Raw genomic sequence first — 24,947 nt, 5'->3', positions numbered from 1 at the left:
CTAAACCGATAAATCTGGCAAGCGATCCTCGATTTCTGCACGGCGGCTTTCAAATTGGGCTGGCAGCATCAACTGCTGTCCTAACGTTTCTAATGGTTCATCAACGAAAAAGCCTGGGGTTTCTGTTGCGATCTCAAAGACGATGTTGCCCCGCTCTTGGAAATAGACGGCTTTGAAATAGTTGCGGTCTTTGATTTCAGTGACTCCGTATCTTTGATCGTACAAGTACTCTTGCCACTCTTTTTGCACTGCTTCCGTTGGCACAGACCACGCGATGTGATGGACGGTACCGACACCCCAGCGCCCTGCTGGCAGTGCTTCATGGGGCACGACGATCTCATGAGCGAGGGTGCCTGCGGTATGAAGATGGGTGCTTTTCTCTGTTTTGTTAAAAATGTTCAGTCCTAGATCATCTGCCAGCGTTTGAATGGTCGCTTCTGGTTGTGCCGAAAGCAAGACGGCCCCATGAAAGCCTACAATCGCTGGTGTTTCCGCCGATTCTTCGGCTTCGACTAACGCCAAAGACAGGTCATGCTGATCATGAAGTTCTAAAGTTGGCCGGTCAAACAATGTACTTTCTTGGACAGTTACTTGATGTTTCGCCAAATGTTCTTGCCAATAGGCACTGCTACCTTTAGGAATACGAAAGGCGATCGTGCCGACTTGTCCGCTTCCTACTCGTCCAGGATGGGCATTTGCCCAAGGGAAGAAAGTGATGATGGTCCCATTTTCTAACGCTTGATTGCTGTAATAAAGATGATACGTGTAGGGATCATCAAAATTGACGGTTTGTTTGACGAGGCGCAACCCCAACACGTCACGGTAAAAGGCAACGTTCGTTTGCGGATCGCCTACGATGGCTGAAATATGGTGGATCTGTTGAATGGGTTGCATACTATGTGCCTCCTTAGGCGCGTTTTGTATTGAAGGGTTTGATGACTCCTTCGATGTATTCACGGCGATTTTCTAAAAATGGTGCCAATGATAAGGATTCACCCAATGTTTCATATGGCTCATCCCCCATAAACCCTGGTTCATCTGTCGCTAGTTCAAAAAGAATATGGCCGATGCGCACATACAACGATTCAAAATAGTAACGATCGACATAGCCAGAGTTGGCCAATCCCAAGTTATCAAAGACTTCTTGCCAGACTGCTAACGAATCGTGATGGGCTAAGCGAAAAGCCACATGATGCACTTCGCCGTCCCCTTGTTGTGCTTGCGGGCTCGTGGTATCTTCCACTAAAACGATTTGGGCGCCATTGCCGCCTTCACCGACTTCTAGCAAATAGCGATTGTCTACTTGATCAATGGTTTTGAAATCAAAGACGGATTCCAGCAGCCCTTTGAAATCTGCCAAATAAGAAACAGACATTTCAACAGGACCTAAGCCATAAATCGCAAACTCAGTAGGAACGGGTCCTTTTTTCCAAGGGATACCAGCTTTCACGCCAGTATTGTGTTCATCAGAGATCAGTTGATAGGCTTGCGTATCAAAATCCCAAAAGCGCAACACTTTTTTCCCAAATTCGGTGGTGATTGCCTCGTGTTTTACCTCAAATTCATCAAAGCGTGCGGCATAATAATCAAGGGCTGCATCACTGGGTACTCGAAAACTGGTGCGGGTGATCGAATTGGTTCCTTTGCTGCCGCGAGCGGTATTGGGAAAATCAAAGAACGTCATGGTCGTTCCCGGTGTCCCTAAATCATCCGCAAAGTAGGTATGATACGTATAAATGTCATCTTGATTGACAGTTTTTTTCACTAAACGCATCCCTAACACATCCGTAAAGAAATGGTAATTCCGTTCCACATCACTTGTCATAGCCGTCACATGGTGTACCCCTAATAATTGGTCTTGTTTTCTCATTTTCTTTTCCTCATTTCTGATCGTAAGTTATTTTTCGTAAAATTGTTTTTAATTGTTGCAATTCTTCACTGCTGAGTTCGGAAAAACTCGCCGCAATCTTTTGTGCATGACTGGGAAAAATTTTCTCCATCAACGCCCTGCCTGCTTCCGTAATACTGACGTATGTTACCCGTTGATCTTCTTGGCTAGGTTCCCGTTGCACGCAGCCTTTTTTGACTAATTGATCGACCACGTAGGTTGTGGAGCTGCTGGCGATCAAGATTTTTTCCTTGATGGCTTGCGTCGTATGGGTGCCTTTATGGTAAAGCAATTCCAGTACGGAAAACTCTGTGATATTTAAGCCATAACAACGGACATCTTTTTTTGCCACTTGTTCCAAACGACTCGCCGTACGCAGCAAACCGATGTATGCTTTGAGCGCTTCTTCTTGATGCGCCATTTTCCTCACCTCTTTATTTCGAATTCGAGATAATCATAACTTACTTTTTGTAAGTTGTAAAAGGATATGCTTTGGTTATTTAAGAAAATCATTCAATGCTTATTTTTGTAGAGATAAAGAACACTTAGACACTAACGACGGTCCCGCCTTTTCTCTATGAACCCGCCAAATCTAAGAAAAAAAAGCGGAACCTATGAAAGGTTCCATAAGTTCCGCTAAATATATATTTTAATGAAAAGGATTCGATCCATTCCATGTACCGATCAATGAAGCGCTGATTCCGACGCATACTTGTCCTTTTTAGATCATTGTGGTCGGCTGCACCTGCTTTTCCAAAGCCAGCAGCCACTTTTTGCGTTCGATCCCGCCACCATAGCCGCCGATACTGCCATCGCTATTGATGACGCGGTGGCATGGAACGATCAACGCCAATTGATTTTTTCCGTTGGCATTGGCAACAGCTCGGGTGGCTTTTTCATTGCCGATTCGCTGTGCCAATTGTTTGTAAGAGTATGTTTCTCCGATCTTCATCGCCAACAGCTGCTGCCAGACGGCTTTTTGAAAATCAGAGCCGATCAATGCGATGGGTACCGTGAAGGCAGTTCGATTCCCTGCAAAATATTCCGTCAGTTCTTGCTTGAGTTGCTGAATGATTGCTGTTTGCTGGGGAATGATCACTGCATTCAAACGGCTTCTCAAAACAGCAATCTCCGTTTCTAGCCCTCTGCGATCCACGAATTCTAACAAGTAAAGCTGCTGCTGGTCGCTGATCGCCAACATCGACCCCAGCTTGGTCTCAAGCCAAGCAGAAGAAAGAATCGTTTTTTCGCGGCTGTTGGAAGGCAACTCCCCCATAATCCGAGAAAACGCATCTCGAAAGCCGTTGCCAGAATCGAAACCGGCTTCTAATTGCGCTTGGATCAGCGGTTCTCCTTCACGAATCTGCTTAAACGCTAATCCTAAGCGGCGTGCACGGGAGTATTCGATAAAGGTCATGCCAAAATATTTTTTGAATTGTCGGCGTGCGGTATTGGGATGGATCGCTAGTGCTTCAAAATCTTTGTCGGTCCACTTTTTCTCTGGGTTACTCTCCACGGCTTCCACCAGGCTTTTCACGTCAGGGGATAAGTGGCTAGGCGAGCTGAGCGGGCGACATCGTTTGCAGGGACGATATGCCGCCAGCAGCGCTTCTTGTGCCGTCTGAAAAAACTCGCAATTTTTTTTGAGCGGTTTTTTCGCTGGGCAGGTGGGACGGCAAAAGACGCCGGTGGTTTTTACCCCAACGTAAAAAATCCCTTCATATTGGGAATTTTTTTCAATCAACATGTCGTAATAGTGGTCCCGTTGTCGGCTATCTTCAATCATCTTGCGCATCCCTCCCTCTTTTCTACACTTACAAAAATACTTCGTGCCTGTCCAAACACACGATCAACCAATGTAGCAGTCTGCAATGGCAGTTCGAAAATTTGCCCACATCCTTCTGATGACATACGATCACCCTTTCCTCTGAATGACCTTAGTGTACAAAAAACGGTCTTGGCACATCCCATAAAAATTAACACCAATTTTTTAAAAAAGATCGAAGGCAGTTGCCCTCCGATCCTTTTGATTTCCAGTTTGCCTGTTTTTCAGTGAATCTTAAAGCGGCACCTATAGGAACCTAGACCGTCGCCTTCTGCTTGACTTGCAGGGCACTTTTTTTCCGCAAGACTCGCTCCAAACGGGGGCGATTGTAGCGTTGGATCATGATGAATGGGCAATTAGCCAATAACGCATAGACGATCATCACCCAGCCCGCCCACGCAGGATTCCAGAGGAAAAAGAACGGTGCTGGAACCATCAGCAGCCAATGGGTCAGCTCTGCTCGGCGTGTCTCGATGACGAATTTTTCCAGATAGTCCTTTTGCTGTTGAGCCAAGCGGGATTTGTCAAAGCCTTTTTTGGCAATCACAGTGCCGTCGGGCAATTTGTCTTTCCACTGACGAATACGAAACACCTCCGACCAGATCCTACCGCCTTTTTCAAAGGCAAAAGAACGGAACCAGTTGGCATGACGTTCAAAAAAGGCATCGCTGACTTTGCGCAAGCCAAAGGAGATGCCTAGATGAAACAGCAGCCAAGCCAAGCTGTCTGTAATGAGCAAGAGCAGTGGAGATAAGGTGATCAGCGGCATGTGCATCGCCTCCTATAAATTGATTTTGCGTCCTTTCCAGGTAACGGATTTCAACAAATGGGTTTGGAACCACGACCAACCAAATAAGCCTAGGAAAAAAAGAAAGTAACATGGGAAAAAAAGCAGCAGGATTCGGTTGAAGTTGCCGACACGGCGGGCAAAGCACAGAGTTTGTCCAAAATAAGCAGCATAAAAAAGCAGTCCTAGCCAAAGCGGTTCCATCAGAAATGGTGCCGCCAGTACCCCAATGCCGCCGCTGATCCACAAGATGACGCCCGCCATAATCAAAGGGTGAGTGGATTGCGAAGCAGTGGCAAAGTCCTTCGTCCAGCCTTGAACAAGTTGACGAACACCAGCTGGATACATCCGAAAGGCCACCAAGTCTTTTCCACCATACAAGGCGATCGGCAAGCGTTTTTTCTTAAAGCGTCTCGCTAATGCTAGATCATCTAAGATTCCTTGTGGCATGTCCTGATGTCCATTGGCTTGAAGGTACCCAGTTTTGCTGCACAAAATACACGGACCAAAGGCACCGCCAGCTGAGAGTTTTTCGCCTACGATAGAAAAGCGGTTCAACCCGACAGGTAAGACGACATTAAAGACGGCAGACAGTTGTTCATACAGGCGCTTCGTTTGATGATAGGGCTGCACCGAGAGCAGTCCTTGTCCCGATCGCTCCTCATACACAGCGAAAAGACGCTCTAAGCCATCTTCTGCTAGAAAGAAGGTATCGGCATCCAAAAATAATAGATACTTGCCCACCGCTTGTGAGGCGCCTAACCAACAAGCCGCCGCTTTCCCAGCAGAATCAGCAGTGGTTTGCAAGACCGTCGCACCGAAGCCCTTGGCACAGACGATCGTCTCGTCTTCCGATCCGTCATCAACCACCAAAATCTCCACAGGATGAAGGGTTTGCTGCTGCAAGGACGCCAACAATTGCGGCAAATTTTCTGCTTCATTGCGGGCGGGGATGATGATCGACAGTTCTCCCCTCTCCGTCAAGTCTTTGGATGCGGCTGTCTCCTTGCGGGTGGGTATCGTCGGCAGGCGGAAAAAAATCAGCCAGCCTGCTAGCCAAGCAGCGCAAATACCAGCGAGCAGCAGGTACACAGTCATCATCCTTTCTTGTCTTAGTGTTCTCTTTTGGTGATCATCTCACTGACTTGCTGGCCACTGAGGGTCACCATCGGCATGCCGGCACCTGGATTGACCGTACCGCCAACGAAGTATAGATTGTCGTAGCGTTCGCTGTGTTTTGGGTGTTTAAAGCCATGATTTTTCTTGCGGTTAGAGACCGTGCCGTAGATGGCGCCACGATGTGACAAATAATTCTTTTGGATGTCTTCGGGTGTCCAGCGGTCTTCATACACGATGTGCTTACGTAGATCTGTTAAACCCATGTTTTCCAGCTTGATCAAGATCCGTTCACGAAAGGCATCGTATTCCGCTTCCGTAAAGGGTTTATCCTGCAAATAAGGGATATGAGGCAAGATTTTGATGTTCTCATGCCCTGCCACTGTTTGCGAAGGATCGGTTTTGTTGGCATTGACCAAATAGATTGTTGGATCTTCTGGCAGCTGATGCTGATGGAAATTTTGATCAAAGTTTTCTTTTGAGGCATTTGAAAAGAAAAAGTTGTGATGGGCCAATTGCGGATAGGAGGTTTTGACCCCTAAGTGCAAGACAAAACCAGAACTTGCTGGTTCAAATTTTTCTTCCAGTTTTTGAGTAAAGGTCGGCGCTTCTTCTAACAGCTCTTCATAGGCCGGGATCACTTCCATGTTGGAAACAAAATAGTCGGCTTCGATCAACGTGCCATCATCCAAACGAGCGGCACGGATCTGTTCCTGTTCAACGATCAATTTTTCCACTTTGTGTCCCGTGTGGAAGGTCACACCGATCTCTTTTGCTAAGCGAACGATGCCTTCGGCTAAACGATGCATCCCGCCTGGCACGTACCAGACACCTTGGGCATGCTGCATATAGATCATCATGTTCAAGACGGCTGGAGCGTCATAAGGAGATGAGCCGACATACTTGATAAAATAGCTCAGCATGTCTTGCAGCTGCGGATTGCTGACACGTTTTTGAATAGCATCATGCATCGAAGAGAAATAATCAAACCCTTTCAGTGCTTTGATCACGCCATGATACTTCAAGATTTCTTTCGTGGTATCTAAGCCTTTCTCAAAATAGCCTTTTTCTGTGATTGCATAAATCTTTTGCGCATAGTCCAAAAAGTCTTGGTACTCTGCCATGTCTTTTTCCGACAAGTGCGGGTTTTCCTTTGCCATACGTGCAAGATCGCCATAGAGATCGATCTTAGTGCCGTCAGGAAAAAAGGAGCGCCATTCCAATGGCAATCGGCGAATCGCAACATAATCCGCCATATCGCGATTGCTGCCAGTAAATAATTTTTCGAAAATCTGCGGCATCGTCAAAATCGAAGGACCTAAGTCAAAGCCGAAGCCGTTTGTTTCCAGTCGGTTCAACTTGCCGCCTAAGTGTTGATTTTTTTCATATAATGATACATCAAAGCCATTTTGGGCTAATGAGACCGCCGCTGATAGACCACCAAGTCCGCCGCCGATCACTACAACTGTTTTTTTCTCTTTCATTGAATTGCTCCTCGTTTGCTTTAATGAACGTCCCTATTTAGCCAAACCTTCTCGTCAAAACAGATGGTTGCGTCTCACTGCAACTGCGTGTCTTGGCACTGTTTTGGCATTGACCACTTGAATCAAAGGATCGTTTTTCTAGATAATTCTATAGTATCACACCTTTGAAAAAATGACGGGGATGAGCCTATCGGTCAACTGATGCTGCTTTGTCCTCGTCCATGATTTCAGCAAATGAAAAAACAACCTGCTGGCAAAGAATGGAAACCCAGCAATTTCGCCCAATTCGGAAATATTCTTTTTATAACAACAATTATCAGAATATTTGAACATTTTTGACGTTAATACCAGCGAAAAACAAATCTTCGTATGGTTACGAAAAAACGCGTTTGAGCCAATTTGGAATATCCTGTACATTGAATGTAGCGAAAGTCCTTCCCCCAATCATTTTAAAAAAACAAACGGACCTTCTCAGTAAGACATTGCTTAACAGTGACTGTTTTTGATAATGACACGTATTGTCGCTTTTTCCTAACACTTATAAGGAGTATTGATATGAACTTAAAAACGATCCAATCAGCCGAAGAATATTTAAACTTTTTTGACGAAGAATTTATCCACTCGCCCTGTTCTTATACTCATCCGAAAATCTTTAATTTTTATCTCTCTTTGCGCCAACGATTTTTGGCGATCTATGAACAAGAAGAGGGTACTTTTTTCGAAAAAATGTCGTTGCTACTAGATATCGACGCACAGCTGCAAATACTAAAAGAACTTTATGTTTTAAAAATTTCTTCTTTAAATGAGTATGCGGAAGAAGAGATCATTCAGCTGACGGTCAAAGACAAAACCTGTTTCTATCGGGAATTGACCGGCCTTCAGCTAAACCAAAAGGCGCCTTGGAGTTTGATTTACTTAAGTGAAGCCCAATGAGTTCGCCCACATCGATCGATTGAATTGAAAACCGCTGGTTCCAAAGGCTTGCATCCGTACCTGATGCACTCCCCACTTCCCCTCCCCACACTCCTGCACAGCTGCGGAGAGTCAAGCCATTAAAAAAGAAAGCATCTTTCCTTCTCACTGTTTAAGCAGTGAAGGAAAAATGCTTTCTTTTCATGTAAAAGGCCCTTTCTAGCAGCTCTTTAGGTCAAAACATAATGGGAAACTAGAAGAGGTCTTTTAAGGCAAATTGGCGGGTGACGTTAGGATTGATCCGTTCAAGCAGTCGATTCCAGTCAGAAGAAGAAGGAATCGTTTTGAAGACGATGCATTCAACGATATCTCGAAATTCGGTCGCATGCTCGGCATAGTTCGTCACTAGCAAATCGATGGTGTTTTGTTCTAAATACTGAGCATTGACTTCCCCTGAGTCAGGATAAAAGACTTGATGGGATCGGCTAAAATAGCGGTTAGACCAGCCTTCAATGTACTGAACGATATTATTATTTCCTTCGAAGATAAAGGCGATATTTTTTCGGGGAAACCAATGACGTTCTCGAACAGACTCGATATAAATCACTAAGTTTGCACAAAAATCCGTCAGATACTCCTCAGAATAAAGGTTGTGGTACTCGCGACTATTTTCTAAAAACTCTCGGTAAGCAGCAAACTCCTTAGGAAAGGTTTTCTTAATAAACGCATTCACATCATAGATATTGCGATTGGCAGACGTGGATAAGCACTCCTTCAATTTAGCAGAGGTAAAAAAGGATTCAATCAGAATCTGATCCTCTTTGGGCTTTTTCGACGATACATTCAACATCTGATAAAAATTGTTGGTCAACGTGCGGATCTCTGTCCAATGATTATACGAAAGACAAAACTTTTGTTCGACGATCACATTTTGCAGTTTTTTCTTTGTGATAATACTAACAAACAAGAAGATAAGTTCATCGTTCGTCAATCGACATTGAAAGTACTTTTCAATGACCCCATTGATTCGTTGAAAATGCATCAGCTGAATACTGTGTCGCAAGGCGTGGTACAATTCGGCGTTGATTTGCACAGTCTTACCTTGCATAAATCGCTCAAGCGAAATATAGAGCAGATACGTGTATTGTGAAAACGAAACGGTGTGGTAACTATTTTTGTCAAACATCCTGCCGATTTCCGTTACTGCCTGCTGGACCGCAGCTGGCGGAAATACAGTGTGGGGGGTGCTGTCCGTTTCATAAAAAAAGGTACAGAAGAAATTGCGGATATCTGCTTCTTCCCCAACGATATTCACAGGATCTAATGCTAGCTGGAGATCAAAACGTGCCAGCTGTTCATGAATGCGCTGCAAGTACTTCGATAAGGTACTCTTAGATAAAAACAAGCAGTCCGCCCACTCATCGATCGTCTTTAACTCTCCAATAAAAATATTTTCCAATAAAATAAAGAGCGGTTCATTCGCTAAAAGCGAGGCTTTTTTCTTTTCATACTGTGAATAATCAAATAGTTCAAACGAATAGCCTTGATTGGTGGAAGTGATCAGGATCAGCCCACAGAAATACTCGTTGATCTGACTGATGTCTTTGCCAATCGTCCTGGTGGTACTAGTTGTTACTTCAGCCAATTGACTGGCACTGCAAATTTCATTTTTTTCAAATTCACTTAGAATCTGCAGCCATCGGACGGTCGATTTGCTTGTGACAAAACTCAATTGAAAATTTTTCAAACATAAGCTCCTTACTAAAAAATTTCTTTTTTGCGGCTAAATTACGCATGAAAGGCGCCTAAGCAGTCTCATTATATCGGTTTTCATCCTACATAAAAAATCGGTTTTTTCATAGCCTGATGAAAAAAAGCGTGGATTCCAGACTACTGTTGTATAACAATTATTTTATCGGCTATTGAAAATAGTGCAAGGATTTCGCTTTTGCTTTCCTCAGAGACCACCTAGGGCGGATGCGCGTCTTGCTTCATGCTTGAAAAAGCTGCTGCGTGAAAAAGTTGCTGCGTGAAAAATCGACTATGTTTTCTTTATTTGTCTAAATGTGCCTGATGTTCTTCTCCTCTGTCGTTTCACTTATCGCTTGTCGCTTTCGCTTCGTTTGTACCGAAAAAAAAGAAGCAGTTTGGTTCGAGCTACTGCTTCTTTTTGATTTCGGATAGTCCTCTTTATTTCAGTTCTTTTTTAGCTGCCTGTTGCTAAGCAAATAAAAACTAATGCCTAAAAGGAATACCCCTGCAATAGAGGCTATTTTTGCTTGCTCACTGCCGGTTTTCGGTAATGAGCCTTTGTTAATAGCCGAAACATCTGCAACGATTTTGGTTCTCCCATCGTCTCCAACGGCATCCGAATCTAGCTGTTCTTCATCCAGCTTGTCGTCAGTTTCTCCGATACGCCCTTGGACTTGCACAGAGCGAGTGGCTGCATTCCCGCTCGCAGTTTGTGCATAGCTTTGGCTGGGTGTCACAAACAAAACAAACAGGAGGACGATTAGTACGTATTTCCCTTGAACATGTCTCACACAGTTCCCTCCTCGCGTTTTCGTTTGTTTTACTCAACTACTGGGGCAAAGTTTAGAACCAATTTAAAGCTTGGATTGATCTCTTTTGCATCTTGTTGAGGTGTCGCTGTTCCAGAAAAAACAAACTCACCCACATTTGCGTTGGTTTGATTTGATCCTAATTCAAACAGGTCGGTTTCCACAACATCTACGACTCCTTCGGTAATCAAGTCAATGTCATTGACTGCTAATTGATTGATTGGTTCGATCGTTACTGGGTCAATGACATCCGCTACTGTAGCGATCACTCCTTTTGCAGAATTATTAGTGATCGTATACGTAGGCGAAACGATTTCTTGATGGCCTGATTCTTGCGTCGTATAGAACAAAGCAGTCGTCGGAATCGTTACATTGATCCATTCATTAAGGTCACCTGGGTTTGGTCCAGGGGTTGTGTTGTCAAAGCTGCCGATGATCCCGTTGATTTGGACATCCCCGCTGGTTTCTGCATTGATGGATTGTGTCGTCGCTGCTGCGGTCACACCTCCAGCCAATAAAGTCAGTGCTGCGATACTTGCTGATACGATTGAGCTAATTTTTTTCATTCTGTTTTCTCCTTTTCCTGTCAATTAATTATGAATCTTTATCGTCATTGCTGCTTCTGTGACCCCTTGCTTTTCATGTGTCTCGGGGTCATAAATGTTCACCGTCGCCGTGGCTGCATATTCACCTTTTTCTAAGGGACGAGCAAGCTTAGCGGTCAAAATTTGCTGATTTGGATAGATGGCACCCGAAGAATAAATCATTTCCTCGGTTTCATTTAAATGAATGTCGACTGCAATCGGATAAACATTGGTTGCCGGATTGATGATCTCAATGGACCCTTCGCGATCGCCAGCTTCAAAAACCGCAGAAGGATTGATTGTCAGCGTAAAATAATTCGCATCTGCTACCTCTTGCGCTCTTTCAGCGACTTCACGATCGGAAGCATCGCCGATTTCTGGTAAAAGATCGGCACTGATCACAGGAACATTCACTTGTTGCTGATTCCAGTAATAAAAGCCGATACCACCCAAAAAGGAGAGCAGCAACAAAAGGAAAAACAGTTTTTTGTTCTTTTGGTTTTCCACTGTCATTACAACCACTCCTTCGTGTTATTTAGGAACGAATCTTAAGACAAAGCGATATTGCGGGCGCAGATTGTCCTCGTAGTAACCGCCCTCCTCGTATTCCGAATCAACGATCCATAGAGGGTAGTTGCCATAAAATGTGCCGCCTAGCGTCAATGCGGATTGGTTGCGGGCAGGCATAGAAACCAAGTCCGCTTCAGGCATCTGATCGTATAGGCGAACCGTCGCTTGTTCGGTCATGACATTCAATGCCAACAACGGTTGCGAAATGTCTTCTTCCGTTAAGATTGGGTCTTCTTCTTCCGATTCTGGATCTGGTTCAGCATAATCTAACGGATCTTCCCCCTCTTTTAGAAGGACGATCCCAGCAGAATCTTCAACGATTAGTCGATTGACTTTGACAGCTACCCCCACATACGAGTTGTTCCTGATTTCGTATTCAGGGCTCGTGAAGTCACGATTGCTTTCTTGACTGTCGTACATTGATTCGAAAAGCATGCGGGTCGGTATCCGTACGGATAATTGATCCAAGCTGCTTGTAACGTCGATCCCTACGGTAAACTCATAGGTTTTGCTGCCGACTTCTAATACGGCAAAATACGTGCCATCTTCTGTCACATCTGTAGTTAAATTGGTTTCAGCCAGACGAATTTCCTCGGTCAAATCTGCATTGCTTAATACATCTCGCGCCGATGCGTCACTTTCTTTGATGATCAATTTGTGCAATTCTTCTTCCGTGGCCAGTTGATTGATTGTCTGACGATCGAGGGTGATGTTGAATGCCTGGTATTCTATCCCTTGGATGACCGTTACCTCCACATCGATATCAATGTAAAAATCGTGATCCGGTTTGGTAAGAAAGACATTCAGCTTGCTACCCGTTTCTAATCGTTCATTTTCTGCTAATTTGATCGTAAAGTAGCGATAGATTCGGTTTTCGTCACGATAATCTCCCCATTGGATCATGCGCTCGCCACTCTCAGTGACCGTTTCATTGGTGATGATCACCGTTTCCCCCTCAGTATTCTCATACGTGATCCGTGATTGAGCATCCTCATACATAAACCCCGTGATCTCCGTCGATCGGTCACTTAAAGGATCGATCCGAGCCATTAAGCCTTCTGGTTCAGAAAAGCGTAACCGACTGAAATTGTTGCGAGCGATCGCCGTTTCGATCGGTGTCTGATTGCCAGTGGAGGTCACTGACCCCGTGACTGATTCAGCGGTCATCAGAAAAGCCTGCGAAACAGCATTCATTGTTCCTGACCAGACGCCTGCTGGCAACCCATTGGCATTCGTGCCGTTATTTCTGTTGATGCGGAACACCCCAGACAAATTAATGAACTCTTCAGTTGGTGGCGAGGTAGCTGTCTGATTTGCTCCCTGCCATAGGGTGAGCTTCTGATGCGTCACATTGATCCGCAGACCATTTGCCAAGAAATTCGCTTGAGAACGAATCAGCCGTTGCAGGTTGCCGTTGCTCCCCCCAGAAACTGCACTTGGATGCGCTAATTCAAAGGATTTTACGTTTGATAGATTCAACTGGGCATTTGCCTGTCGGAAAAACAGCACCGCACTTGATAGCGATTTATTGATCGTCGTTTCAATCAGCACGGTGGCATCTTCGTCGACGTTAAAGGTACGACCAACATTTACTAACGGACGATTCGTAAATTCTGCCGTTGTTCGTTGGTTTTGATAGCCATCTCTGACAATAAACTCCGCGTTTTTCCCAACGTTGATCGTCCCAAAGGCATTGGTTAGATTGAAACCACCAGCACCACCATTCGCTGTATTCAATCCGCGTTCCGTCAATACGTTGAGTTTGGCACCCTCATCCAAAGTCAAGGTCGAGGTAGTCTGCACTTGGAAGATGCCCCCTGATTGGCTGATGTCAAATGTAGAATTTTTGCCAAGAAAGACCGTGGAATTCGCTGAATTCAATAAAATAAATCGTGAATCTGCGGTTGTTCTCGCTCTCGTCGCTTGAAACGCTGCCTCTTCTCCAAGGACAAAACGCTGTGCGACTCGAATAGAAGCGTAATTGGTCCCTACCGCCGGCGCGGTACTACCGCTGGTTGGCTGTGTGTAACGATACGTTCCTTGATCTTCTAAGACGAACGAACGAATCGTATAATTAGCGGTAAAGCCCCAACCCGTTTGGATCGTATTGATGGAACGCTTCCCAAGGGATACATCGGTCGTTGTTACCCCACGCAACGCCATCCCTAACTGGCTGACCGACAATTTACTACCCTCTAGTGTCGTAAAACGTGAACCTGATCCAGTCAAGCGAAAGGCTGGACCATTTACATTGCTGGTCCGTGTGACAGTCACTTCCGCTTCTTCGCGAATCAAAATTTCTGTCGTAAAGGTAAAATATTGCAGATTCAGCGCATTCGTACTTGGTTCAGTCACATTGATCTTTGCGCCCGGTCCGACGTCTAAACGGCGCATCATGGTGTTGCCAGTAAAGCCGCTCGTCGTATTGAGTGTTAGTTCTGATCGTGCCCCAATAAAGGCGTCAGAAGAGGTATTCCCCACGACCAAGGCACCTCTTTGTGTTAAATGGATCTGCGCCTCTTCTTCTGTCACGAAACGGGCATTTGCCGCAGCAAACTGCACCATTCCTTGAGTTCCGGTAGAACTGCGGGTTGAAGTCAGTTTGGCTCCTCGCTCCATCAAAAACGTGCTTTGTACATTGAATCTTGCCACCGCTTGCTGATTGGCCGTGTGTTCAGAAATCACCATTTCCGCTCCTTGTTTCATGGTGAAGTTTCTGACTGCAAACCCATTGGTGACCCCTCTGCTCAAGACCGCTTCGACCCGACTGTTTTCCTCAAACACCACTTCGCCTAGCTGTGCATGGATCAATGCACCACGATGGTTTGCTTCCAGCGTACTGTGCTTGCCAAAGACGACCCTGCCGCCAGTAACGTTTAAACGGATCACCGCATTAAGGGCTGAGGTATTGATCGTTCTTCTGCGAGGTACAACAATGCTGCTGTGCTCCCCAACCGTAAAGCTGCTTCTGGCAAAGAAGGTATTGTAGTACGAACTAGTCGCTGCATTGGTCGGTTCTTGAATGCTCAGTGACACATGATTGCCAATATCGATCGCATTGATATTGGTATTTCCATTGAAGCCAAAGCTATGGGTATTATCGATCACGGCATGATCGCCGATGGTAATCGTACTGGTGGCAACTCCCGTAAACATAGGTCCTTGCTGTTGAATCCTCGTTTTCGTGTAGCTGCCTAGTTCAGCAATCGAGTTGGCACTTCGCAGATGAATAAACGCCCCGGTGGTTCCTCCAGATCGACTCCCCTCAATGATGACTCCTTGCTCTTCTGATGAGGCTGCTTCAGTTTTAAATAATCGACCGACATTGATTGCTGGAAACGCAGCCACCGTGCCGAATTCACTGAAGGTCAGTTTACTGCGGCTGGCTAAGTGCAGCTCGCCAATCGTTGCTGTGGTATTCCCCGAAAATCCTTGACCTAACCCACCATCGAAGTGCGCACCATTTTCTAGCCGAACGATGCTGTCTTGGGTGGTGTTCGTTACAGTGACAAACATTCCTGTTTGTCGGACATGGACGTGACTGGCTTGTTCCAGCGTCATCATAGGCCCGCTGCCTGTTAAGCGTATAACTGCACCGGTGTTGGCATTGTTGCTCTTTTCTAAGCGAAAATTGGCTTCCTCTGCAAAAGCAACTTGGTTCGCTTCGAAAAGCGGATTCGATCCGCTACCAGCAATCGTTGCGTGAAAATGATCATTGATCGTGATTCGATTGGCGGTAAAAAACACAGGGATCCCTGTCGTGCCCGTCGTTAAGCGATTATTTTCCGTAAAGGTGATCGTCGCTTGATTATTGCTACTGAATCGACCAGTCGCATTGCTGCTCACAAAATTCACGTTCGTAAACCACAGGTTCACCGATCCTTGCGTTTGCACAAGTCCACCGGCGCTCATGATATTTGAAAAGGTCAAATTCTCAAATGTCAGTCGTTGGGCATCAAGAAAGGTCATCGTATTTTCAATGTTGTTTTGCGGGGCTGCTTGGGAAAAGGTGATTCCTTCGCTGCCACCAGCAAACGTAATGACTTTTCTGGCGATCCCGCTGATTGGTTCAGTCAATTGCAGACTTTGGAAGAACGTCAATACAAGATGGGTATCATCACTGATTGAGCCGTAATTTTGACTACTGCCGTTTACTAACGTGTAAACTTCTCCTAATAAGACGGCTCGAAGATGCTCCTGGTTTTCAATAGTAAGATACAAAACAGCTTCATTTTCGGAAAAAAGCTCGGGTTCTTCCGAATCTTCTAGTTCTTCCCGTGAATCGGTAGTCTCTACCTTCTCTGGCTCATCATTTTCTAGTGCTGACGGCAGCTGAGAAAACTCATCCGCTTCATTTTCGGGTGCTTCTTGATTGCTTGCATCATTGATTTGGTTGCTTTCTTGTGTCTCTGGCTGCCATTCCTGCTCCGACTGATCGTCACTGGCGGTATCATCCGTTTCACTGCTAGGCAGCCAGCTTTCCGAATCCACCGTTTGTGCTACTTGCGGGTCGATCTGCTCACTTAAGACTTCTGTTTCGCCTTCATAGGCTTGGAGAGTTGACGTAGTCAGTAAGGGATGCAGTAGTGCAGTCAGGCAAAAACTAAAAATAATGCTCTTCTTTAATTTTTTCGAAGCAATAGCTCATCCTCCTCTCTCAATTCGTTGATAACAAGCCCAACTGCCAGCCATCTGAAAGAGCATGGCCTAGCAACTGTTCTTGTTATGTGAAAAATTATAAAGAATCCGCTTACGCCTTTTTTAAATATTTTTTTTATTTTTGTGAAAAAAATTTTAAAAAGTGGCGATTCTAACAATGACTAGAAAAAGACAAAAAAAAAGAAAGCATCCATGATACTCTCTTTTTTGACTATTCTTATTTTGTTAAAAAAGCGATTGGATCGACCAATTGCGCTTGGCTCAAGCTAGGCGATGCACTGACTTCAAAGTGCAGGTGTGCGCCTGTGCTATTGCCCGTACTACCCATGAGGGCAATCGTTTCTCCTTGTTCCACTTGTTGACCAACCTTCACAAGGTTCTGTTGATTGTGGGCATAGAGCGTCGTCATCCCGTCCTCATGGAGAATCGCTACATAATTCCCCCAAGAAGGATGAACCTCTGAACGGATGACCGTTCCAGATTGACTCGCCAGGATTGGGGTCCCAAACGCTGCGGCAAAGTCAACGCCCCGATGAAAGCTTCCCCAACGTGGGCCAAAAGTAGAAGTGACAACGGCTTTTTCAACAGGAAAAAGATACGTCTCACTTGCGGTCACATCAGGTTTTTTCTGATCATAACGGGTCAACGCATAGGCTTCGATCAAAGCTGTCAGCTTTTGATTATACGTCGTATCTGTGGCATACCGACCAGTCAAATAACGGGCAGCCTCTTGATAAGAAGCCGCTTCTGATTTCCATACGCCTTTATAAAAATCAGACTGCTGCCCGACCCCTTCTTTCAACAAGCGAGCATAGTCCATCAATGACTCTTTGTAGCCAGTATATTGGCGGAACGTTGCCGTGATCGTATAGTGATTTCCCGAACCATCATCTTCTTGTGTCCGAAAAGCGACACCCTGTCCTTGATAGGTTCCTTTGATACCAAAGAGATTAAAGTACGGCGCCTGACTCAGTCTGCTTTGCCCGCCGCCTGACTCTAAAATAGCCTGTGCAATCATGACAGAAGCGTACAAATCATTTTTCAAGCCGATTTCTCGGGCATCTTCACCAATTTCTTGGATAAAATCCCACACTTCTTTTACTGGTGTGACCGTCAAGGTCGTTTCGCTGCCTTGCTGCGGTGTCGGATCGGATTGACTTGGCGCGCTTGGTGCTTGGGTACTTGGTGGCATGATCGGTGACACAGCCGCAGGTGTTTCTTGACTTGCATCACTGTTTGCTTCTGGTGTCGGTTTCGTTTCTACAGGTTTTGACGGTTTGGGCTTCTCTGGCTGCGTCTCAGGTTTGGGTGCTTCAGGCTGTGTTGGTTTTTCTGGTTTCGGTGCTGGCGTTGGTTCTTCTGGCTGAGAAGGCTCTGGCTTACTCGGTAGCTCTGGCTCTGGCTCTGGTTCTGGTTCTGGCTCTGGGGTCGGTTGGGGAACTGGGGTTGGTTCTTCGGTTTGCTCTGTCCCCTCCGGCGCTGTCTCAGATCCTTCTGGTACACTTTCTACAGGTACCGATCCTTGCTCAGAATCGGGCACTTGTCCTTCCACTGCTGGAGCGGTTTCTTCGATCGTCCCAGCTGTGCTGCTGTCACTTGCTTGTGCAGCTGTTTCTGATGTTTGGGTAACGGTCGTACTTTCTGATGCAACAACCGCAGCTGAAACGGGCACACCAGCTAAAAGTTGTCCGCAAACCAAAAGAAGCGCTACCCCTTTTTGCGAATGCTTCATAGGCGAAATCCTTTCTCTTTCTTTTTCCTCTTAACAACCTCTATTGAAAAAACATCTTGCCATCCAATTAGTAAATAAATATCAATTCTCTTTTATTATACTACGCTTCGTTTTTTCGACTCAAGCAAATGACTCCCGCCCTAGCGAAAGAGAACGAGCTTTTGGAGAATGGGTCTACTGGTAAAAGATCACGTTTTGCATCCAACGCATTGTCGATCCTCGGCTTCAGCAGTTTTTTTCTGTTGCCTAAGATCCTCTGGCGTCATCAGAAAAAAACACTGTTGTTCAAATGGGCGGCTGCCCGTTGAACAACAGTGTTTCAATTGTCTCTTCTTGCTCCATTTACCTTCCATCGAGCGTTGGGAGCTTTTCTATTCGTGCTTCATTTTTCGCAAGTCGAGGATTTTTTCTGTGAGAATCGCCCAATCTGCTGGCCTTGGCGGTGTTAACCAACAAACTTGATCGATGCCGCTGTTTTCTGCTAAAACAATATCCGAAAGTATCAAATCGGTTTGTGGCGTAGGGCTACGCTGGAATAAAATATTCAGATTGACGATACGGGAAATCGATTCTTTAATAAAGCGATTGTAGGCTTCCCCGAATGAAAAGTCGACGCAGACATACAATGGTTCAATAATTTCATTCATTGGAATCGTAGTTACTAATAAGAGCAAATAGCGATAAAATAAAAATTCCTTTGCTTCCCATAGTACCTGCTCCTTTTTATTCTTTTCCAAAAATGTTCGACACCATGCCACATATTCAGGATACGCTTCGAAGAAGTACGTCACCTCTGTCATCGTATATTTGTATTTCACGTACAAAGGAAAATGAACCAACTCATAGTGGATCTTCATTAGTTGTTCTTTTAGTCGAGCCTCGTATTGGCGACTGTTCTCTTTCAGTCGTTGCCTCAAAAAATCCATAAACAGCTGATTGAAGCGAAGAATCTCTGGGCAAGAGTCTTGCATGAACCCTTCCTCCTCAAGCCAACCTTCCACAAGCAAATAGCTTAGTAAGCCCAGACTCTCGGATCTGACGATTTCTGCATCCATGGTCTTTCCACTGCGCAGCCACCTTTGTATCGCTTTGAATTTCTGGTTTGCTGGTCGTTTTGCTAAAGCATCATGTGATCGCTTCGTCAAATACGACTGATTTCGAATACGGACAGTCACGATCCCTAAATAGATTTTCAACCGTAAATCCATATAGGAAGAATAGCTACAAGAAAAAGCTGACCCGAAAAAGAGCTGAGCAAAATGATTGATTTCTTTCGCATTCTGAGGGGTCCATAATGGGTCTAAGCGCTTCTTCATACTAAAAAAAAGCAAAGCAACTTCTCGGATGCGCCATTCATCCCCTACTAACTTAAACTCTTTATTGATGTCGATCGCAAATGCCTGCAGCGCTTTTTTCAGCTCCTTAAATTCATTGTAGACGGTTGTATGGCTTAAAAAGTGGTCCAAAGCAAAGCTGTTGATGGAATGCAGCTGTTCACAAAAAATGGCCGTAAACAGTGAAAATTTGATCGATTCCTCAGCGTAATAAGAAAAGAGGAGCTCAGAAGTAAATCGACCATTCGTGTGCAGTTCAATTGATTCCCCGTCCCAGCTGAGTGCTACTTCTTTTTGTAAGCCAAACTGAACGAAATCAGCAGCTAATTCTTCCACTATTTTGCCTACTAAAAATGGAGACATGCCGAAACGATCCATTAATTGCTCCCTTGATCTTGTCATGAAGGGCGCATGCTCCAGTTCTTTGTATACATTCAGCTTACGCTGATCTTTTTTATTCAAAAACGTTGGAAACACAAATAGATGCCTCCTCCCTTCGCTGACCATAAAGAGCGATTCCAGATAACATCATGCTGAGCTGGCCATGATACGTCGTCGGGTAGTTGCTTTGCATCACCTGATGGGACTCCTTTTGAAAAGCTGATGTTCTCGCTTCCTTCCCAAAGACCTCCTCTAGCATGATTGGCTGTAAGGCTTCGGCTGATGGTCTAGCTTTTTTTACGGAAAAGCCATGTTCGTGTCCAGGAAGCTTTCCAGCAATCAAAGCAGCAGCATCGGCAGATCGATCAGTAACATCAGGCATGTTTTTTACTATCTTGACTTGGGGTTCAAAAGAATGTCCTGTATGAGGAAAAGCCAGCGGAATCTTCACCATCCCCAATACAACATAGGTACTTGCTAAAAAAACAATGCGACGGTCCATTCCTTTTTCCTCCTTTATGTATGATTTTTGGCAATTGGTTTCTCAGGTCCTTGCTATAATTACTCTGAAGAATTGATATTCTTAGAAGTTTTCTGCTGGCAGTCAGAGTCTTCAAGGGACTATGACCAAAAACGCCGATCAGTTGAGGGTTTCATTCTCTGTGCAAATGATTATGCTATAATTATTTAAACTTATTTTGTTGGAGGCTGACATGAAAACATTTCAATTAAAATTCATGCGAAACCGCACGTTGATTCGCTGGCTGCAATTGTTAAATGAATTTGAGAAAAGTCCCACCCGTACATTGGGAGAACTTGCTGAAGTGACCGAAAGCAGTACCCGTACGTTGATTACTGACATCGCTAGCCTGCGAGAGCACTTTAACGGGACGATTGCGATCCATACAGCAAAAATCGGGTACCTTTTTGAAGTAATCGATCAGGATAGGTATCGAAAGCAAAAGCAAGAGTTGGTAAAAGATGAACCGATTTTCCAAATTTTAGAAAGTACTTTTTATAATGAGCAGCAGTCACTCTTTGATTGGAGCCTAACGCTTAATATTTCTGAACAAGCGCTGATCAGCTATTTCCGAAAAATACAGCCTTTTTTATCCCCTTTCGGTTTAAAAATCAAAACTGACCCCGTCTCTTTGGCAGGTTCGGAGATCGATATTCGGAAATTTTTCTGTCTTTTTTACTACGAGTCTGACATTAATGTCCACACGCTATTTCCTTCGATCCATGTCCAAGATGCGGTGATGGAAATCACTGATCTTTTGGAAACGAAGGCCTTACAGAGCTCTTCGTTTTCTTATTTTGCTTATATCCTTTATATTAGCGTGGAGCGCAGCAAACGTGGTTTACTTGCTGCCCCCTCCCCTCAACTCAAGGAGCTGATCAAAAAAAATGATCTGCTGTTTGATTATGAGGCGCTAAAAACAATCATTCGGCGTTATTTTCATTATGAATTCCCTCAAGAAGAAGCCGTCTACCTTTTGACGTGTATCATTTGTCGCCGCAAAATCAACACCGACCTAGCAGCCAGCGAAGCGTTTTGCCGCAATTACAACCAATGGCCAGAGATCAAACAGATCACTGCAGATTTTTACGCACAAAATCGCGGGCATAGTTTGGATGAACAAAAAGACTTGCTTTGGCTAGAATCTTTTTTCATCGTTGTCAAACTCCGTGAATTGTTATCGCCAACGATGAATATCAATATTGACGACCTCAATGACTTTGTCCAAGAAAAGTTTGCCGCAGAATTTGCGAAAAATCGCCAGTTTCTCCTTTCCCACCCGCTTGTAAAAAATCTCTATTCTCTCGATCATTTGGATGATTTTTGTACAAGCCTCACGTTCCATATGGAAGCAATTATTGAAGAGAATTGGGGCAAGCCGCGAATCATTGCTGTTATTTTTGAAGGCAATGAATATGTTTGCGAGCATGCCGAAAGCATTATCCGAAAATATCTAGGGTTTTATCATGAAATGTACTACCCTGATTCAAACGAACTTTCCCATGAGTACTTAAAGGAAAAAAATATCAACTTGCTGATCACCAACTACCCTGAATATGCGACGGAGTATTTGCTGGATGTCGAAAGCGTCTTATTAAAATCGATACCTGATGCTGCCGATTGGAATCATCTCTTGAATCGGATCAATCCAAGGATTTTGCGATTAGTTGTACTTGATAATACATGACGATACCAACCATTGAGTGCCGCTTCTTAAAAGCTTTTTTTCAGCTTTCAGTCGCCCCTTACGAATCATCCCTTGTAAGGCTGTTCTCCATTTAGAGAACGCAGCGTTACAAGGGACTTTTTCACTTATTGCCGCACGCTTTTTCCTTCTACGTGGCTGCGATCTGCGATTATTGCTCTTTTGATTGATCGGCACTCAAAAATGTCCGTTTCGTAAAAGCCAATGCGCCTACGAGGGTCACGAGCACGATGATTGGATGAGAGGATGCAGACAAGATCCCCAAAATCGCCGTCAACAGCGTGCCCGTATAACTCAAACCGACTGCCCATTGCTGGAGCCTTGAAAGCTCTCGCAGCTGCCCTTTGAAGGCCACCCCCAGCATCATTGCTCCGACAAAAGATAAAAGGCCAAAAACTACATGTAACAGTAACATTCTTTTTCCTCCATTCTTAAATGTTCACATCGATTGCTTCAGCGATTCGTCTGCCGTAATCTGGGTCCGCACGGTAAAAATGCATGACCTGCCGTTCTTTGATCTGTTGATTTTGAACCTGTCCCAAACTCCCCGCGATCGTTTGAATCAAGCGTGTTCGTTCTTCTTCTGAGAGCAAACGATAAAAATCACCTGCTTGGCTATAATAGTCTTCGTCGTATTCAAAGGAACCGATCTCTCCTTCTAACGAATAGTGGATGCCCTTGGCATGCGGGTTTTCCTTGACGCCATCAAAACTGTTCGGTTCATAATTGATCCCTGAAGAATTCGTTTTGGTATTCATGAAGCCATCTTGTTGGTGATTGTGGACGGGCGCTTTCGGCGCATTGATCGGCAACTGGCTGCTATTGGGGCCAACTCGATAACGATGCGCATCACCATAAGCAAACAGCCGACCTTGCAATAGTTTGTCCGGTGAAAAATCAATCCCTGGAACGATATTGCCCGGTGAAAAAGTGACTTGCTCGACTTCGTTGAAATAGTTCTCTGGATTGCGATTCAAGGTCATGCGTCCCACTTCAATCAGCGGATAGTCTTTTTGTGAGACTGTTTTGGTCACATCAAAAAGATTGACAGCAGCTGACCAGCCTTCTTCAAAGGGAATGATTTGAACATAGAGTGTCCAAGAAGGATACTCTTTTGCCTCGATCGCTTTGTATAGATCTTCAATATGATAATCAGGATTGCTTCCCGCAAGTTCTGTTGCAAGCGCCGCACTCATGTTCATAATGCCTTGATCCGTCCGAAAATGATATTTCACCCAAAAGCGTTCCCCCTCTGCGTTGATCCAAGCAAATGTATGACTCCCATACCCATGCATATGGCGAAAGGTTGCCGGTAAGCCGCGATCCCCCATCAACAGGCTGACTTGATGGAGAGACTCTGGTGAATGGGACCAAAAATCCCACACCGCTTCTGGATTTTTCAAGTGCGTTCGCGGGTCTCTTTTTTGGGTATGGATAAAATCAGGAAATTTCAACGGATCACGAATAAAGAAAATCGGGGTATTATTGCCCACGAGGTCATAATTCCCCGCTTCCGTGTAAAATTTAACCGCAAACCCCCGAGGATCGCGCAATGTATCCGCAGACCCCAGTTCTCCGGCAACCGTTGAAAAGCGAATAAACAGGTCCGTTTCTTTACCGATGGCTGAAAGAAAAGCCGCTTTCGTGTACATCGTTACGTCGTTTGTTACTCGGAAGACACCATGAGCCCCCGCACCTTTCGCATGAACGACTCGTTCGGGAATCCGCTCACGATTAAAATGTGCCAGTTTTTCTAGCAAATGGACATCTTGGATCAACACTGGTCCACGGCGCCCCGCCGTCAAAGAATTCTGGTTATCCGCTACACTGGCTCCTTGCGCAGTCGTCAAATCGTTTTTCATATCCTTCCTCTTTTCTCTATAAAATCAGTCAAGTGCAATTACTCTCAACAAAACACTTCTAATTAGTACAAAAATTATCATTATTCTTCAAATATATCAATTAATTTGCTTATAAGTAAGAATTATTTCAGATTTTTGACTATTTTCCAGCTTTTCTATCGAAGCATCCAGGTTTTGCAGCAATCCGCATGAATAGAAGAAAGCACAAAAAAGCAGCGAAGCGTTGGCTTCACTGCTTTTTTGCGTTCCATTCGATTCAAGACCACTCTACTGGCGATCAATTAATTTTGCTGTCTGCTGCTTATTCGGCAGCTTCAATATCTTTGGCGATTTTTGCGACATCGATCTCCCGCTGCAAGTAGTCTTGGTTGTCGATAGGAAAATGCTGACGAAATTCGGCTAGTTCCATCAATTCGACTTCACCAGCTGCCACTTCAAAGTCTAAGACATGGCCAGCAAATGTCCGATCATCACTAATAAAATGCAGGTGGAAACCAGCAGCCGCAGCACCGTGGAACAACAGCGGGGTAAAGAATCCGACGATCGTTCCGCTGATATTTTCTGACTGAAATTCGGGCTGATGCTGGATGATCTCAATGAATTTTGGATATGGTTTTTCTTGCTTTGGGGCAACGCGGACGTGCATCTTGGTAAATACCCCATGGATTTTGACAGCGGAAAACAAATTCGGGCTGACTTCGGTCAGGACGTGGTTTTTCACTTCTTCATCGGTCATTTCTTGGCTGACCTGTAGGTGCTTCGCTGCAGAAAAATCAACGACTGCCGCATAGGGGGTTCCTTCATTGCCTTGGAGCACTTGCACCTTGCCCGACTCGTCTACATGGTAGATTTCACCATCTAAAATAATCACTTCACCATTGGAACCAGCCAATGTACCGATCCCAAAATCGCCATATTCAAGCATTTTGCCGATTTGCTCCGTGCCATCCATTAAATCCTGCATCAACCCACCTAGGGTGCCATGCTGATATAAATAACTTTTGTTTTTCACTTTCATCTTGCTGCT

The 24,947-nt window shown here is 44.9% G+C and carries 20 protein-coding genes; 2 read left to right on the top strand and 18 right to left on the bottom strand.

Annotated features, from left to right (window positions below; translation table 11 throughout):
- The 7 genes from IGI77_RS00955 to IGI77_RS00925 form a co-directional block, all read right to left on the bottom strand.
- Window positions 1-894, bottom strand: a complete 894-nt coding sequence (locus tag IGI77_RS00955) for a VOC family protein (RefSeq protein WP_005232639.1) — start codon at window positions 892-894, stop codon at window positions 1-3.
- 13 nt (window positions 895-907) lie between these two features.
- Window positions 908-1,870 (bottom strand): ring-cleaving dioxygenase, encoded by a 963-nt coding sequence (locus tag IGI77_RS00950; RefSeq protein WP_074536639.1) that lies wholly within the window; start codon window positions 1,868-1,870, stop codon window positions 908-910.
- Between the two features lie 10 nt (window positions 1,871-1,880).
- A complete protein-coding gene (locus IGI77_RS00945; RefSeq protein ID WP_010748593.1) occupies window positions 1,881-2,309 on the bottom strand; it encodes a MarR family winged helix-turn-helix transcriptional regulator in 429 nt (142 codons plus the stop codon).
- A 300-nt stretch (window positions 2,310-2,609) separates the two neighbouring features.
- Entirely contained in the window at window positions 2,610-3,674 is a 1,065-nt protein-coding gene (locus IGI77_RS00940; RefSeq protein ID WP_074934350.1) for a bifunctional transcriptional activator/DNA repair enzyme AdaA, read from the bottom strand.
- Window positions 3,675-3,969: 295 nt separating this feature from the next.
- Entirely contained in the window at window positions 3,970-4,482 is a 513-nt protein-coding gene (locus IGI77_RS00935) for a hypothetical protein (RefSeq protein WP_015508786.1), read from the bottom strand.
- Between the two features lie 12 nt (window positions 4,483-4,494).
- Window positions 4,495-5,601: a glycosyltransferase gene (locus IGI77_RS00930; protein ID WP_438769228.1), complete on the bottom strand. Its 1,107-nt coding sequence runs from the start codon at window positions 5,599-5,601 to the stop codon at window positions 4,495-4,497.
- An 11-nt stretch (window positions 5,602-5,612) separates the two neighbouring features.
- Entirely contained in the window at window positions 5,613-7,100 is a 1,488-nt protein-coding gene (locus IGI77_RS00925) for a phytoene desaturase family protein (protein WP_128432072.1), read from the bottom strand.
- A 555-nt stretch (window positions 7,101-7,655) separates the two neighbouring features.
- Here IGI77_RS00925 and IGI77_RS00920 point away from each other — a divergent pair.
- Window positions 7,656-8,033 (top strand): DUF7006 family protein, encoded by a 378-nt coding sequence (locus IGI77_RS00920; protein WP_015508783.1) that lies wholly within the window; start codon window positions 7,656-7,658, stop codon window positions 8,031-8,033.
- 232 nt (window positions 8,034-8,265) lie between these two features.
- On the opposite strand, the gene IGI77_RS00915 is transcribed toward IGI77_RS00920, so the two are convergent.
- The 8 genes from IGI77_RS00915 to IGI77_RS00880 all read right to left on the bottom strand — a co-directional run bounded on the left by IGI77_RS00915 (window position 8,266) and on the right by IGI77_RS00880 (window position 20,335).
- Window positions 8,266-9,759 (bottom strand): helix-turn-helix domain-containing protein, encoded by a 1,494-nt coding sequence (locus IGI77_RS00915; protein WP_284591508.1) that lies wholly within the window; start codon window positions 9,757-9,759, stop codon window positions 8,266-8,268.
- A gap of 448 nt (window positions 9,760-10,207) precedes the next feature.
- On the bottom strand, window positions 10,208-10,555 hold the full coding sequence (locus IGI77_RS00910) for an LPXTG cell wall anchor domain-containing protein (protein WP_428206960.1): 348 nt from the start codon (window positions 10,553-10,555) through the stop codon (window positions 10,208-10,210).
- 29 nt (window positions 10,556-10,584) lie between these two features.
- A complete protein-coding gene (locus IGI77_RS00905; RefSeq protein WP_325844810.1) occupies window positions 10,585-11,139 on the bottom strand; it encodes a hypothetical protein in 555 nt (184 codons plus the stop codon).
- A 24-nt stretch (window positions 11,140-11,163) separates the two neighbouring features.
- Complete coding sequence (locus tag IGI77_RS00900; RefSeq protein WP_428206961.1) at window positions 11,164-11,670, bottom strand: hypothetical protein; 507 nt, start codon at window positions 11,668-11,670, stop codon at window positions 11,164-11,166.
- Between the two features lie 18 nt (window positions 11,671-11,688).
- Window positions 11,689-16,218 carry a hypothetical protein gene (locus tag IGI77_RS00895; RefSeq protein ID WP_438769226.1) on the bottom strand — a complete coding sequence of 1,510 codons (4,530 nt, stop codon included), beginning with the start codon at window positions 16,216-16,218 and terminating at the stop codon, window positions 11,689-11,691.
- Window positions 16,219-16,603: 385 nt separating this feature from the next.
- Complete coding sequence (locus IGI77_RS00890; protein WP_438752711.1) at window positions 16,604-18,118, bottom strand: peptidoglycan DD-metalloendopeptidase family protein; 1,515 nt, start codon at window positions 18,116-18,118, stop codon at window positions 16,604-16,606.
- Between the two features lie 371 nt (window positions 18,119-18,489).
- Window positions 18,490-19,854, bottom strand: coding sequence for a helix-turn-helix domain-containing protein (locus IGI77_RS00885; protein WP_438769225.1), 1,365 nt, complete (start codon window positions 19,852-19,854; stop codon window positions 18,490-18,492).
- A 52-nt stretch (window positions 19,855-19,906) separates the two neighbouring features.
- A complete protein-coding gene (locus tag IGI77_RS00880; protein WP_118215836.1) occupies window positions 19,907-20,335 on the bottom strand; it encodes a hypothetical protein in 429 nt (142 codons plus the stop codon).
- A gap of 211 nt (window positions 20,336-20,546) precedes the next feature.
- Between IGI77_RS00880 and IGI77_RS00875 the strand changes: the two genes are divergently transcribed.
- Window positions 20,547-22,040 carry a helix-turn-helix domain-containing protein gene (locus IGI77_RS00875; RefSeq protein ID WP_325844816.1) on the top strand — a complete coding sequence of 498 codons (1,494 nt, stop codon included), beginning with the start codon at window positions 20,547-20,549 and terminating at the stop codon, window positions 22,038-22,040.
- A gap of 169 nt (window positions 22,041-22,209) precedes the next feature.
- Here IGI77_RS00875 and IGI77_RS00870 read toward each other — a convergent pair whose 3' ends face one another.
- The 3 genes from IGI77_RS00870 to budA all read right to left on the bottom strand — a co-directional run bounded on the left by IGI77_RS00870 (window position 22,210) and on the right by budA (window position 24,938).
- Window positions 22,210-22,473 carry a hypothetical protein gene (locus IGI77_RS00870; protein WP_194193598.1) on the bottom strand — a complete coding sequence of 88 codons (264 nt, stop codon included), beginning with the start codon at window positions 22,471-22,473 and terminating at the stop codon, window positions 22,210-22,212.
- A gap of 16 nt (window positions 22,474-22,489) precedes the next feature.
- Window positions 22,490-23,920, bottom strand: coding sequence for a catalase (locus IGI77_RS00865; protein ID WP_325844818.1), 1,431 nt, complete (start codon window positions 23,918-23,920; stop codon window positions 22,490-22,492).
- A gap of 301 nt (window positions 23,921-24,221) precedes the next feature.
- Window positions 24,222-24,938 carry an acetolactate decarboxylase gene (budA, locus tag IGI77_RS00860; RefSeq protein ID WP_016609092.1) on the bottom strand — a complete coding sequence of 239 codons (717 nt, stop codon included), beginning with the start codon at window positions 24,936-24,938 and terminating at the stop codon, window positions 24,222-24,224.
- Between the last annotated feature and the right edge of the window lie 9 nt (window positions 24,939-24,947).

This window comes from Enterococcus sp. DIV0213h, from assembly GCF_051711285.1.
GTDB classification, from domain to species: domain Bacteria; phylum Bacillota; class Bacilli; order Lactobacillales; family Enterococcaceae; genus Enterococcus_D; species Enterococcus_D casseliflavus.
This window is presented reverse-complemented; position numbering and strand designations above follow the sequence as displayed.